Annotated in this window: 14 protein-coding genes and 1 other RNA gene; 7 read left to right on the forward strand and 8 right to left on the reverse strand. The window is 58.6% G+C overall.

Annotation, left to right across the window (positions count from 1 at the left end; all coding sequences use genetic code 11):
• Positions 1–20: 20 nt before the first annotated feature.
• Both CGX12_RS00720 and CGX12_RS00725 read right to left on the reverse strand, forming a co-directional pair.
• Positions 21–626, reverse strand: coding sequence for a DUF7680 family protein (locus tag CGX12_RS00720; protein WP_094037978.1), 606 nt, complete (start codon positions 624–626; stop codon positions 21–23).
• Between the two features lie 7 nt (positions 627–633).
• Entirely contained in the window at positions 634–3867 is a 3234-nt protein-coding gene (locus CGX12_RS00725; RefSeq protein WP_094037979.1) for a DUF499 family protein, read from the reverse strand.
• 465 nt (positions 3868–4332) lie between these two features.
• Here CGX12_RS00725 and CGX12_RS00730 point away from each other — a divergent pair, with 465 nt between their 5' ends.
• Positions 4333–4743, forward strand: a complete 411-nt coding sequence (locus CGX12_RS00730; RefSeq protein ID WP_142995558.1) for a hypothetical protein — start codon at positions 4333–4335, stop codon at positions 4741–4743.
• 64 nt (positions 4744–4807) lie between these two features.
• Positions 4808–5302, forward strand: a complete 495-nt coding sequence (locus tag CGX12_RS00735) for a YqiA/YcfP family alpha/beta fold hydrolase (RefSeq protein WP_094037981.1) — start codon at positions 4808–4810, stop codon at positions 5300–5302.
• Here the strand turns inward: CGX12_RS00735 and CGX12_RS00740 are convergent.
• Positions 5299–5571: a hypothetical protein gene (locus CGX12_RS00740; protein ID WP_094037982.1), complete on the reverse strand. Its 273-nt coding sequence runs from the start codon at positions 5569–5571 to the stop codon at positions 5299–5301. The genes CGX12_RS00735 and CGX12_RS00740 overlap by 4 nt on opposite strands.
• A gap of 116 nt (positions 5572–5687) precedes the next feature.
• On the opposite strand from CGX12_RS00740, the gene CGX12_RS19780 reads away from it, so the two are divergent.
• Entirely contained in the window at positions 5688–5825 is a 138-nt protein-coding gene (locus CGX12_RS19780) for a hypothetical protein (RefSeq protein ID WP_176441966.1), read from the forward strand.
• An 11-nt stretch (positions 5826–5836) separates the two neighbouring features.
• Here the strand turns inward: CGX12_RS19780 and CGX12_RS00745 are convergent, their stop codons facing one another.
• Positions 5837–6856: a helix-turn-helix transcriptional regulator gene (locus CGX12_RS00745; RefSeq protein WP_094037983.1), complete on the reverse strand. Its 1020-nt coding sequence runs from the start codon at positions 6854–6856 to the stop codon at positions 5837–5839.
• A 119-nt stretch (positions 6857–6975) separates the two neighbouring features.
• Positions 6976–9069, reverse strand: coding sequence for an AAA family ATPase (locus CGX12_RS00750; protein ID WP_176441967.1), 2094 nt, complete (start codon positions 9067–9069; stop codon positions 6976–6978).
• 222 nt (positions 9070–9291) lie between these two features.
• Here CGX12_RS00750 and CGX12_RS00755 point away from each other — a divergent pair, with 222 nt between their 5' ends.
• Entirely contained in the window at positions 9292–10416 is a 1125-nt protein-coding gene (locus CGX12_RS00755; protein ID WP_094037985.1) for a Fic family protein, read from the forward strand.
• An 83-nt stretch (positions 10417–10499) separates the two neighbouring features.
• On the forward strand, positions 10500–10715 hold the full coding sequence (locus CGX12_RS00760) for a helix-turn-helix transcriptional regulator (protein ID WP_094038066.1): 216 nt from the start codon (positions 10500–10502) through the stop codon (positions 10713–10715).
• Between the two features lie 124 nt (positions 10716–10839).
• On the opposite strand, the gene ssrA is transcribed toward CGX12_RS00760, so the two are convergent.
• Positions 10840–11200: a transfer-messenger RNA gene (ssrA, locus tag CGX12_RS00765) on the reverse strand.
• 45 nt (positions 11201–11245) lie between these two features.
• A complete protein-coding gene (gene smpB / locus CGX12_RS00770) occupies positions 11246–11731 on the reverse strand; it encodes an SsrA-binding protein SmpB (protein WP_094037986.1) in 486 nt (161 codons plus the stop codon).
• Between the two features lie 136 nt (positions 11732–11867).
• Between smpB and CGX12_RS00775 the strand changes: the two genes are divergently transcribed.
• Positions 11868–12311, forward strand: coding sequence for an SRPBCC family protein (locus tag CGX12_RS00775; RefSeq protein ID WP_094037987.1), 444 nt, complete (start codon positions 11868–11870; stop codon positions 12309–12311).
• The gene (locus CGX12_RS00780; RefSeq protein WP_094038067.1) at positions 12292–12639 is read left to right on the forward strand and encodes an RnfH family protein; all 348 of its coding nucleotides are present in this window, start codon (positions 12292–12294) and stop codon (positions 12637–12639) included. The genes CGX12_RS00775 and CGX12_RS00780 overlap by 20 nt, the downstream gene beginning before the upstream one ends.
• Before the next feature lie 40 nt (positions 12640–12679).
• Here the strand turns inward: CGX12_RS00780 and CGX12_RS00785 are convergent, their stop codons facing one another.
• The gene (locus CGX12_RS00785) at positions 12680–13018 is read right to left on the reverse strand and encodes an outer membrane protein assembly factor BamE (protein WP_094037988.1); all 339 of its coding nucleotides are present in this window, start codon (positions 13016–13018) and stop codon (positions 12680–12682) included.
• Between the last annotated feature and the right edge of the window lie 148 nt (positions 13019–13166).

The raw sequence follows: 13166 nt of genomic DNA on the forward strand, positions 1-13166 counted from the left end.
TGTATCCCGAATACCTAGTCTTATTTAGCGCGCAATTTGGTGAGCAGCCGGTTAATGCCGGCGTCTTTGCTGCCGTCTCCACAAAGAAAAATACGCAATCCGCGAATGGCAAAGCGGCGCATATCGTTGTCGGGCGTGGTAATTTTGGCCAGCCAGTAGGCGGCTTCTTCCCGTGAAAAGCGATCAATGCGTCGGCCCAGCAGCTCGATGCGATCGGCATCCTTCACATTGGTTTGCAGCTTGAAGAAGAGAGCAGCCTTGGCTCCGGCTTCGTTATCCAGCGGCAAATTGAGCTGCTCAAGTTTCAGCCCTTCCTGGGTAAAAAAGCGGGTCAGCTCCAGGGGAATGCCGCTGTTGTCTGTTACGCCATCTACCATGCGTTTAAGCACCGGCAAGCACTGGCGCAGGGCGGGGCCATACAAGTGGCCCCGTTCAACGGTTTTAGCGCGTTTGATAGTCACTTCTTCGCCACGAGCTTCTGGCTCAATGCGTTCTTTAACCACCAGCACGGGGCCGCTGTATCCGGCCCATTGGGTAAATCGCAGCAAAAAAGGGCTGTGCCGTGCCTGGCGCTCCAGTTGATGCTCTTGGTAATAGTCTTTCAGCGCAAGTTTGGCTTTTGCCATCTATCAATTACTCCTGGTTGCTCAGCTTCTTGAGATACTGCAGCAGTTTGTCGTCGTTCTTGTGCCCGGCCAGGGTGAAGCTGGTGTTGCTGTCTCCCTGGTCGGGCTCACAGATATTGAGAATGATCTGGAAGAGTTCATCCAGGTTTTTGGCCACGGACACAGGTACATTGTCCAGGTTTAGCATCAGGTTGCCGCCGCCCTTGAGTTGGGCTGCAACGTTAAAGTTGTCGATGCGCAGTTCATCGTGGCTCACCATGCTCTTTAAGGCTTTAAAGGCTCCCAGTACCTTTTTGACTGCTTCACCATCAAAATGCTGGTCGGTAAACTCGTTGTTGCCACCTGGCAGCAGCCAGCCCCGGCGCACCGCTTCTGCCTTGGTAAGCACTTTATGGGTGCTGGGGTTAAAAGGCTGCAAGATCACATCGTCTGCGGTGAGCACTTCTGCCGGCGGCTCCTGGCCGGTATGGGCGGTAGGCACGGCCACCAGTTTGTCTTCCGACAGCAGCTCCTGCATAACGGCTTCTACTTGCGCCCGTTCCTGATGACCGTGCTTGTTTTCAACGGCGTTGAGCACGTGGTCAACGGTTGCTTCGTCGTGAGCAACAATGGCCTCCAGCACCGAGTTCTTGAGCACGGTTTTGTCCATCTGGCCTTTAACCCAGCCGCGTTTTTTCGCGTCTTTTTCGCTGATCAAATACCAGGTGCCGTCATTGAGGTTCAGGCTGATGGGTGCCGGCTGTTCACGGTGGTAAATTTCTTCTGGCTGGGTTGCGCTGGCATTATCCATGCGGAACAAACACCAGGTGGCCAGCTGGATACCTTCGCGGATCATCAGCTCCAGCAGGCTGGCGTTTTCCAAAATGGGCCAGTGGCGCAAGCAGGCAAAGTTCGTTTTAAGCTGGCTGAGTTTGGGCGTTGCTGAGCTGGCAAAGAACAGCTGTTGAGCCATCACCATCAGGGTGGCCTTGGCGGTTGCCTGCTCTTGGGTAATCAGCTCTCCATCTTCCTTCAGAGCATTGATGATGAGATCCATCAAGTGCTTGCCACTTTCACCGCCAGCCGAGCGAATGCGACGCGGTTTTACCTGGCCGCTTTGGCCTGGGTAATAGAGGGTGTTGTAGCTTTGTTCGATACGAGTTTGCAGTCCAAGCGCCCGCTTGCGTACATCGTCCTGGTAGTCGCTTGCTTTTACGGTAGCCGGTTGCACGCCAAAGCGATCCGGATTGGCACAAAGCCTGTCATCGGCAATCACACGGGCTGCCAGGTCCAGCAGGTCGCGGCGATGGTGGTTTTCGGTTTGTGTTCTTTGATCATCCCATACCTCTCCTTCGGCCTGAACCAGGGAGGGAGACAGAATAAAGACAAAGTTTTGCTGAATACGCGCGCCTGCAGCGGCCTGGGTGATCCACTCATTAGGATTGAATTTGTCTAATGAGAAGTCGGCCATGGCCAGTACCGGCTTGGCGGTTTTGTCGGGAATATGGCCAGGTTCGGAAACGTCCCGGGCAATTTGGAACATGCCTTCCCGCACCATGCTTCGCGCTACTTCACGCAGTTTGGTCAGGCGTTCGTCAGCACTGACGTTTTCCCGGATCCTTTTAAGCACGTTGTTGAGGGTGGGCTTTTTATCGGCATAGAAGCGGCCTTCTCGTTCACGCAGGTAGTTGGCCTCTGAGCGGATCAGCTCCAGTGCCGATTTCACCTGAGAAGGCGGCATGGCCGGCATGGCATTTTCGAGCAGGGCTTCGGCCTCAAAAATGCCGTAGCGGTCATTTTCCTGGCCTTCTTCTCGGCCAACCAGACTATGCAGAAAAACAGTGCGCCAGCTCCACTCGGTTAGCGGATAGCCTTTGGGGTGTGGGTTTTTGGCATCCAGCAGCTGGGCGGCGGTTTTTTCTGCGGCAATGTTCTGACCTTCTGTTTGGCTCACATCCGACTGGAGCACGTACTTCATGTCGGTGTTGTCGGTTTTGCCCAGTAGTTCATTCTGGATCAGGTCATCGGAGAGATCGACATGACCTGTGTGTAGCAAAGGCACATCCAGCTGTTTGCCCCAGGCATTGCGTATGACGCGAGCAAGGGTGCGCAACACGCCACGGGTTCCCTGAAAGGACTGCACCTGTGCCAGCTTGTTGGTGAGGTACGCCATAAAGGTGGGATGGAAGGGATAGTGTGCGGCAATCGCCTCGGCGTAGTCATCCTGCTGCGCTCCGGCTGGCAGGTCTGAACCGGCTTTGCGATACATCTCCAGGTATTCGGCAGCGGTGGCCTGAGCCATTTGCTGATCGATAGACTCAAACAGTCGTTTGGCCATTACCTTGGACAGCTCGGCGCCGGTAACCGGCGACACGCCTTCGGCATCCCGGTTCAATACGTCCAGCACGGCTTGGTGAGTTTCCTGCTGGATTCTTTCAACGTCGATATCGTCAATTTCGTCACCGTGAGCGGCTTCCATGCTTTTACGCACCGATTCGTTGAAATGACCAAAGGTGTTGCTGTCGCTGGCCAGGGTGATCACGATAGACAGATAAGAGCGGGTTTTGGCGTAGTTCAGTAATGCCATCAGGAACAGAGCCACCTGTTCACCGCTTCCGGCGTGGGCCGCTTCTGCTCGTGCGGCGTAGGCGGCAATCTCATCAATGATGATCAGCACTTTTTTGTTGCCAAAGACACGCTCAAAGTAAGGTTCGTCAACACTGGGTGCCGAAAGAGATTCAAGCACGGGTTGCATGTCGCTATAAAGTGCATCTCCGCCCATTTGTCGAGCCAGCTCTCCCCACAGGGTATAGGGGATCAGATTTTTTCCTGACTGGTTGTGCACTTTGAGGGCTTCGCCAGACACACCAACCAGGGAGACTTCTCCCTGGTTTAACAGCAAGTTGGCATCGATGACTTCGGACGCGGCATCGGCAATGGACTTGCCGCGCTTGGCCAAGTGGGTTAGAGCAATCAGAGTGTGGGTTTTACCACCGCCAAAGGCCGTTTCCAGGCGGCGAACTACCGGGAAGCTGTTGTCACCAGAAAGGCGCCCAAACACGGTTTTAACCACTTCCAGCATGCCAGCTGTGGGGAAGGTGGCTTCTCGGAAGAAGACTTCCGGATCGGAGTAGATCGGGCTAGATTGGGTATTTTGAGTGTAATCGTTCAAAATTTGCCGCAAGTTAGCGGTAAAAATTTCCGGATTAAAAGTGCCGGCAATGATGTCCTTTCTGGGGCGACAGCTTTGTAAGATGCTCATGATTTTCCCACTTTTTGTATTTTGTTAGAGCGCGTCTGCTTACTGTGATGCAGCCGGGGTGACGAATATTTTAGATCGGCTCTTGGTCTCTAGCTCTGCAAGCGCTGGAAGAACGTAAAAGATGAACCCACAGACTCTACAGTCGAAAGGGTAATAATGGAATGACGAAGACTATGCAGGGTACTCTGCAGGGGCTTTTTGGGTAAAATTTGCTCACCTGAGTTTGGGGAGCCACTTTTCAGACAGCAACGGCGCAACGGACGGTGAGTCCGGTTGGTGGTATCAATCCAGGCGAGGGCATCAAATGGCATCGGTAATATCCTTATCCTTGATTCTTGTTGGCTGAGTCGCGCTGCCATTGTTCCGTGGCTGGGCGACGTAGCGTGTCGCCCGGGAAGATTATGTTGCCTGTATGGGCTACGGCATTGTGTCGGGTGAGCTGGTAAGTGGGAGCAGGGGAACATCATGATGGCAAGAATACTGGTAAGTTGCCTGCTGGCCATGCTGCTGGTGTCGGCCGGTCAGGCGGCAACCCGGTGCCGTACCGATTCGGTTGGCACCACCACCTGCCGGGACGACCAGGGTAGAGTGTGGGTGGGCAAAACCGATTCGCGCAGCAATACCACCTGGCGGGACAATCGCGGCAAGGTTGTGCGTGAAAAAACCGACTCCCGGGGCAACACCACCTACCGGGACAACAAGGGCGGGGTTATCCGTGGCCGTACCGACTCCAGGGGCAACACCACCTACCGGGACAACAAGGGCGGGGTTATCCGTGGTCGTACCGATTCCCGGGGTAATACCACCTGGCGGGACAACAAGGGCAATACCACCCGCTGCCGTCAGGACAGCAGGGGAACCACCACTTGCCGGTAGAAACGACGTTGTGTGTCGCCCTGCTGGGTCAGGCTGTGGTTTTCTGCTTTAGGGGAATAATGTCATGATCCTGTTTTTTCACGGCCTGGATTCCGACAACCAGACCACCAAGTTCACCGCTATCAGCCATCCCCACAAGTATTGTGAAACGATGGACTATCGCCGGCGCAGTTATGGGGAAATCAGCCGGCGTTACGACGAGCTGATAGCCCGGCACAGCTCCGCCCTGCTGGTGGGGCACAGCCTGGGCGGCTACTGGGCGCTGCTCAAGTCCCAGCAGCATGGCCTGCCTTGTGTGCTGATCAATCCCCAGCTCTATCCTGCTTTTCGGGCCGATTACCCGGCGCTGGAGCTTGCCAACTGTGATGACGGCGTGTTGCGCTTTGCCTACCTGGAGCTGGGCGACGAGGTGCTGGACATCCAGCGAATTTTCCGTGCCCTGGATGGGTGGGTGACCGAGCTGCACTGTGCGGGGGGCGGGCACCATCGCGTGGCGGATTTGGGACGGATGGATTTGGTGGTGCGCACGACCCTGGAGCGACTCAATAAGCCGGGTTAGCCTTGGCCGGCGCCGGCCGGGCTCAATGGCGCCAGTGCCCGTATAACCTGCTCGACTTTTTCCGCCGTGGCCAGGTCTTCGCCAAACCAAATCCACAGGGTCTGGCGCACGGCGTTTTCCAGGGTATCGCCTTCGTTCAGCGCGGCCAGAATATCCTCGGCCACCCTGTCGTATTCGTCGAAGCCGTCGTTTTCCTTGCAGCAGGTGTTCATGGGATCGGCTTCAAACAGCAGATGGGAAATTTGCTCTGTGCTCGGTGGTTTGACCATGGCGGCTCCTGTTATTTCTTGCCGGATAGTAACGGTTAGCGAGAGGGATTGGCATGCCGCTCGCTGCCTTTTAGCCAGGCGGTAATGCAGCAAGGCGCATGGTCAGACGATAGCGCATGCTGGAAGGGGAGAAATTCAACCGTTATCTGGCCCGGCTGGTGGAGCTGGACGCGAGTCAGCAGCTTTACGATCTGGTCTGGCAGCGTTATTCCGGCGCCATCCGGGTGCTGCTCGACCATGCCGAACTGGTATAGGGCGAGGCCAGCTACCCGCCGGTGAGCTGACATTCCTCCCGGGCATACATGGCCAGCATTCTCTCGGCCTGCTCGGCGATGGCCTGGCGCCACTCCATAGGTTCCAATACTTCCACCCGGGCACCAAAGCCCATCAGCCACCACTGGGTTTGCTGATCGTTGGGCACGGTGGCGGTGAGGGTGACCCAGCCATCCTCGTCGGGGTCGGATAGCTGTTGCTGTTCGCTGACCGGGGTTTCCGCCAGCGTCCAGGCCACGCTGGGATCGAGTCTGGCCACCAGTTGCACCTGTTGCCGGTCCAGCGGATAGCCGAAGGCGCCGTCGGCGATATAGTTTTCCACGCTGAAGGTCGGATGCGGCCGAAACGGCGCTTCGCTCGGTGCCAGTTGCTGAATGCGGTGCAGGGCGAACTGGCGAATGTCTTCATAGTCGTTCACCGTAGCCAGCAGGTAGCTGACGCTATGGCGCACCACCAGCCCCTGGGGATGCAGGGTGAACTGTTTCACTTCCTTTTTTTGCCGGCTGAGGTAATGCACCTCTATCGCCTGGCGCTGGAGCAGGGCATCGCTGATGCCCTGCCACACCGGCGGGGCGATAGCCGCCGGCAGCAGCGCCTTGCCGTTGGGAATGGCGCGTACCTGGCGGGCCCAGTCGGCAAAGCCATTTTCCTGCAGGCCGTCCAGAAACTTGCGGGCGTCGTGAAACTGGGGGCTGAGCTTGTCCACCGCTATCTGGGGCAACAGGCCCTTGAGGTATTCCTCCGCCAGCACCAGGGTCAGGGCGGTGGCGGTGTCCATGGCGGGCAGGGTGCTTTTGAAATTCGGGTCGAACGACCAGCGGTAGGGCCGTTCGCTCTGGTCGCAGATAAGCGGGTAATGGCCCGATATTCTTTCCAGATCCCGCTGAATGGAGCGGAGATTGACCGTGAAGCCCTTTTCTTCCAGCAGGGTTTGCAGGGTGGTGGTGGCCTTGTATTGGGGCGCGCGCGGGATCAATTGCAACATGGCAATGTAGCGGAAAAGGGTGTCCATGAGTGCTCCTGTTGGGGTGTCGGCATCCTGACGGAAACGCCAGCATACCCCATAAAGTGTCGTTTGTGTCTGTGGTTTGCGGGCTGTTCACACCGCCCGCCAGGCCGGCGCTGTCGGCCTCAGTCGCCGGTGGCCATGAAGCCGATGGGCCTGGACTGCCCCCTGGTTTTCAGGGCATGTTCCTGCTCCAGCCCGGTGAGCAGGTTTTCCGGGCTCAGGCGCTCGCCCATCACGCCATGTCGACGCAGCACGGCGGCGAAATCGCCTGGAGTCAGTTGCTTAAGCCGGCTCAGGGCCGGATGCAGGTGGGCGGCTTCCTGCTCCCGGAATTCCCCCTGCAGTTGCTGGCCCAGTACCGTATTGAAATACATCCAGGCCTGCTCGGCGTTGAAATAGCCAAAGCCTATCTTGAAGTCGAACCGGCGCAGGGCGGCCGCGTCCAGGTGATCCATAAAGTTGGTGGCCATCACCAGAATGCCGGGATATTGCTCCATTTGAACCAGCAATTCGTTGACCTGGCTCACTTCCCAGTTGCGCACCGCGCCGGCGCGGCTGGCCAGGAGGCTGTCGGCCTCGTCAATCAGCAGGATGCCGCCACAGGCTTTGGCCTCGGCAAAGGCGGCGGCCAGCTTTTGCTCGGTGCCCCCCACATAGGGGTCGAGCAGGTCGGAGGCCTTTTTGGCGACCAGGGGTCTTTCCAGCGCGTCGGCCAGGTGGCCCGCCAGGGCACTCTTGCCGGTGCCGGGGGGACCATACAGGCACAGCCGGCCCATGCCGCTGCGTTTCAGCCCCCGGATGATGGGCTCCAGGGCAGTGTCGGTGGCGCACAGCGCCGGGTTGAACAAGGAAGGCTGGCGCTGCTGATTCAGCCGCTTCCAACGATAGCCCAGGGCCTGATACAGGTTGGCCAGAATGTCTTCCATAGCGCTCTCCACTTTTTCCGCCTTGCGATATCCGAGTTTTTTTACCACCCTGGCTGCCCGTGCCAGGTGCGCCGGCTCCAGCCTGCGCTGGCTGGCCAGTTGCTCCAGCCAGGGCTCGCGCACATTCAGTCCCCCGAGCAGCCGGCGTGCCATGCCCAGGCGTACCTCCGCCGTCAGCTCGGGCATGGCCAGCACCAGGTCGAAACGGCGGAGGTAGGCCGCATCCATGCACGACACCTCGTTGCTCAGCCAGAGGGTGGGACGGGGGTTGCTTTCCAGCAACTGGTTCACCCAGGCCTTCCGGCCCTCGCTGGTCTGCTCGTTGAACACGTCTTCCACCTCGTCGAACAGCACCAGGCTGTGGTTATCCTGGCGCAATACCTGCTGGCACAGCTGGTAGCGGGCGAAGCGCTCGCGGCCGTTAAGCGCCTCGCCGCGCGGGTCGGCGAATTTCACCTCGTGCAGGCTCCAGCGCAGGTGAGCGGCCAGGGCGCGGGCCAGCTCGGTCTTGCCGGTGCCGGGCGCGCCATAAATCAGCACGTTCACTCCACTTTGCCGGCCCCCGGCCCGGCTCAGGTAGCGCAGCAGGCGGTCGATAAAGGGCTGCAGGTGGGCAAAGTCGTCCAGCGTCAGCTGTGCCGGTTGCTGGCTGTTGGAAAAGGTGGTCAGCAGGCTGCGAGGCCCGTTTTCCTCATACAGCAGAATGTCATCCAGGCCGCGCATCAGCTCCAGGCCGTTGCCATGGCGCTCGGTCTGTACCAGGCCACAGGCCAGCAGCGTCATTTCCGGTGCCAGGGCATGTGCCACCTGGCGACGGGGGCGGCCAAGGGCGGTGGCCAGCAGGCCGATAAGCTGTTGGCCGCCCATCCAGTGCTGGTGAAACAACTCCAGGGTGTTGGTCAGCACATTGTCCTGCTGCACCAGCACCAGAAAGGCCAGCACGTCGAGTTCGGCATCTTCCAGTCCCAGGCTGTCGCCCAGCTGGCGCAGGTTGCTCGCCAGGGGATCGGGAACCGGGATGGCGCGGCTTTCCTGCTCCGCCAACAGGGTTTTCAACAACCGGGTCACTTCGGAAGGGACCAGTTCGGATGCGTCCAGCCCGGGCTCCAGGGATTGCAGCAGTTCGTCCAGCTCGTGGCGACGTTTGCTCAGGGCAAGCCGGGCCCCGTCGGCCAGCACCAGCAGGCGCAGCGCCCACAGCAAGGGCAGTGGCGGATGAGGCGAGTGCGACTGGGCGCAAGACTGCCGGCGTTTGCGCGGATGGTGGGGAAGGGTGTGCAGTGGTGGCATGGGCTGCTCCTGATCTGGGGAGGAGCCATCAGAGTACGGACCGGGGCGACGTTTTGTGTCGTTTGGGTTGGTGCCCTGGCACCCGACATGCGTCGGTGTCACATCCATTTACACCCATTTCGGGCTAATGTAGCCCGCCGTGCGGCGAATGACGTCCTCTATCGCCGCATGATGTGCGGCGAATAACTTGCACACGCGGAGATTGCGGCCCATAATCTCCGCATGAACAGCGGTGATTACAAATACATCTGGCAGGCCAACGACTGGCCGACCTGGCGCTTCGACCTGGCGGCGCTCGCTGGCCCCATGGCCGAGGTCAGTCGTGCCCAGGGGCTCTTGATAGGACGCTTGGCCGACGTGGGGATGGCGCTGCGCGATCAGGCGAGCCTCGCGGCGCTGACCGAGGACGTGGTCAAGACCAGCGAGATTGAGGGCGAGCAGCTCAACGTCGAATCCGTGCGCTCGTCCATCGCGCGCAGGCTGGGCGTGGACATCGGCGCACTTGCTCCGGTCGATCGCCACGTCGAGGGCGTGGTCGAGATGGTGCTCGATGCTACCGCCAACTGCCATGCGCCGGTGTCGCAGGAGCGTCTGTTTGGCTGGCATGCCGCGCTGTTTCCGACAGGCTACTCCGGCCTCTCCAGGATCAAGGTCGGCGGTTGGCGCAATGATGCCAGTGGCCCGATGCAAGTGGTGTCCGGCCCCATCGGTCGGCAGCGGGTGCATTTCGAGGCGCCGCCTGCTGATCGTCTGGATGCCGAAACCAGCCGCCTCATCGACTGGCTGAATGGCACATCGAATGAACCCCCGCTCATCAAGGCCGGCCTCGGCCATCTGTGGTTTGTCACCTTGCACCCGTTCGATGACGGTAATGGCCGTATCGCCCGGGCCATCGGCGATCTGCTGCTGGCGCGAGCCGACGGCAGCCCGCAGCGCTTCTACAGTTTGTCGGCGCAGATCCAGCGCGAACGCAAGGCGTACTACGACATCCTGGAGCGGACGCAGAAGCGGTCGATGGACGTCACCGAGTGGCTCATGTGGTTCCTCGACACACTCCATCGCGCCGTCGATCAGGCCCAGCACACGCTCGATGCCGTGCTGACCAAGGCGCGGTTCTGGCAGCGTTGGACGGCCACGCCGTTGAACGAGCGACAGGTGAAGCTGCTCAATCGGCTGCTCGATGGCTTCGAAGGCAAGCTGACCAGCAGCAAGTGGGCGGCCATTGCCAAGTGTTCGCCGGACACGGCGCTGCGCGATATTAACGAGCTGCTGGCGCGGGGCATGCTGCGGAAATCGGATGCGGGCGGGCGCAGTACCAGCTACGAGCTGAACGATCTGCCGGAGTAGCGACGTTTCCTGGAATTGCCTTGGCTCGTGGGCGGAACAGCGCCTTCATGGACTCCTGCCAACTCATTCGGAAGGAGACCAAGATGGATGTCGTTCATCTGAACCAAAAACAACTGGCTGCCCGCTGGAGCATCAGCGAAGCCACCCTGGAGCGCTGGCACAGCATCGGGATCGGACCAAAATTCCTGAAGCTCTGTGCTCGGGTGGCTTACCGTCAAGTCGATGTCGAGGTCTACGGGGAGTCGTGCTTGCAGGTATCAACCAGCCAGTCGGTTGCTGCTCATGCCCGGTCCAGTTGAATTCGTCAGCCAGTAGGTGTGACAGTAAGCGGGTTTTTGGGTGGTTTTTCAGGAAAAGCTAATGAATCGCTAAGTGCTTGTTCTTAAAAAGAAAAAGGCCCCTTGCGGGGCCCTTCCAATCGATTGGTGGAGCTGGCGGGAGTTGAACCCGCGTCCGAAAAACCTACGTCGTCGGTACTACATGCTTAGTCAGTCATTAATTTCGCCACCTGCTGCGGACAGACACGCCACAGAATGACTATCCTGAATTGGATTTAACGCTTCAACCGTCAGGCACGGCATCCACGCGATCCTGTGAAGGATGACCTTCCGATTCCCTAAGTCACAGGCAAGCTAGGGTAGAAGGGCTCAGCGCAGGTTATTAAGCTGCGAGTGCGTAGTTTTCGTCGTTTGCGACTATTTTTTTGCGATTGTTTAACGAGGCCTATCGCACCTCGGCATGCACCTTGGAGTTCGAGAATCTCGTCGAATCCTGAATCAGCCCCAAGCTGTGCAACCATGATATTTCAATGGTTGCTAAATAACAAGCCCTAGCGGGCCTTGTGTTTCATCATCCGGTCTTTTTCCCGCTGCCAGTCGCGCTCTTTCACGTCCTGACGCTTGTCGTGGGCCTTTTTGCCTTTTACCAGGCCAATCTCGGCCTTGACCCAGGACTTGGACCAGTACAGGGACAGCGGCACCAGGGTGTAGCCTTCCCGTTCAACAAGGCCAGTGAGGCGATCCAGTTGGCGCTTGTGCAGCAGCAGCTTGCGGGTGCGCAAGGGATCGCAGACCACATGGGTGGAGGCCATGTTGAGCGGGGTAATGGTAGCGGCAAACAGGAAGGCCTCGCCGTTTCGCATGAACACGTAGGCCTCGCCGATGTTGACCTTGCCGGCCCGCAGCGCTTTGACTTCCCATCCTTGCAACTCGACACCGGCTTCGAATTTTTCCTCGATGGAGTATTCGTGCCGTGCCTTGCGGTTAACGGCGATGGTGTTGGAGCCGGGTTTCTTCTTGGCTTTGTTTTTTGTCATAGTGGCGTCATTATACGGGCCCGATGGGGTCTTGGGAATTGGCGGTATGGCAATTGCCTGCTTTTTGCACAGATGCGACGATGAGCCGGGCCCGGATTGATGTTAAAATCAAAAGGTTTTGGTGGCAGGAGAGGTTATGCCCAGTATTACCCGCAGCGCACTGGTGATGTTCAGCGCGCAACAGATGTACGAGTTGGTGAACGACGTGGATTCGTACCCTCAGTTTTTACCGGGTTGCGTGGCCAGTCGAGTCCTGTCCGAGTCGGAACTCAGCGTGACCGCGGCGCTGGATGTAGCCAAGGCCGGTATCCGCAAGACCTTCACCACCCGCAACCTGCTCGAACCCAATCAGCGTATCGAGATGGAGCTGGTGGATGGTCCCTTCAAGTCGCTGAGCGGGGGCTGGACCTTTACCCCTCTGGACGTGGATGCCTGCAAGGTGGAGCTGAAGCTGCATTTCGAGTTTACCTCCCGGCTGGTGGAACTGGCCTTCGGCGGAGTTTTCAAGGAACTCGCCAATGCCATGGTGCATGCCTTCAGCGAGCGGGCAAGAGAGGTGTATGGCCGTGAATCTTATTAGAGTGGAAGTGGTGTATGCCCTGCCGCACCAGCAGACGGTACTGAGCATGAGAGTGGCGGCCGCCGACACCGTCCGGCAGGTCATCGAACAGTCGGGCATTCTGCAGCAGTTTCCGGAGATTGACCTCGGCAGCAACATGGTCGGGGTATTCGGCCGTCAGGTGAAGCTGGAGCAGCACTTACACGACGGTGACCGAATCGAAATTTACCGTCCCCTGCTGGCGGATCCCAAGGAGATCCGCCGCCGGCGCGCCGAACAGGCCAAGGAAGAGGGGAGGGCCGACAAGGTAACCGGTGGCCGACCCGATCCCAAGAGAACCAAAAAATAGACCGGGGAACCCGCCCCAGCGGGCTCCCGCCACCTCGGCGTTATATGCCCCGGTGAAAGTCTTCTGACACCGAATAATCACCCTGTACCGACACCAGGGCGTCGTTGCTGAAGTCCAGGGTCAGCTGCTTCTGTTCCACCTCTCCCCGCCCGGGCTTGAAATAGTAGAGATAGACCCACTTGTCATGGTTGAAGCCATCCAGGCTCATGGGATTGCCCAGCAGGAAACGGACCTGCTCCTTGTTCATGCCCTGGCGCAACTGGGCCACCTGCTTTTCTTCGATGTAGTTGCCCTGGGGGATGTCCACCTTGTAAACCAGGCCGCAGCCGGCCAGGGGGAGGGCTAAAAATAAAGGTAAAATCAAGGTTTTGAGTTGCATGGCTGCATTATATCCTGTGTGACCTGGGGGCATCATAGCCGTTGGTGATGGGCTTGTAAAAGCTAGACCCCCAAACCGTCGATTGGTTCAGTGAGCTGTGTCATGGTCATTTTCCTGCAACTGACCTAATATCTTCACCTGTAACTAT

Source organism: Zobellella denitrificans (assembly GCF_002237365.1).
In the GTDB taxonomy this organism is placed as follows: Bacteria; Pseudomonadota; Gammaproteobacteria; order Enterobacterales; family Aeromonadaceae; genus Oceanimonas; species Oceanimonas denitrificans.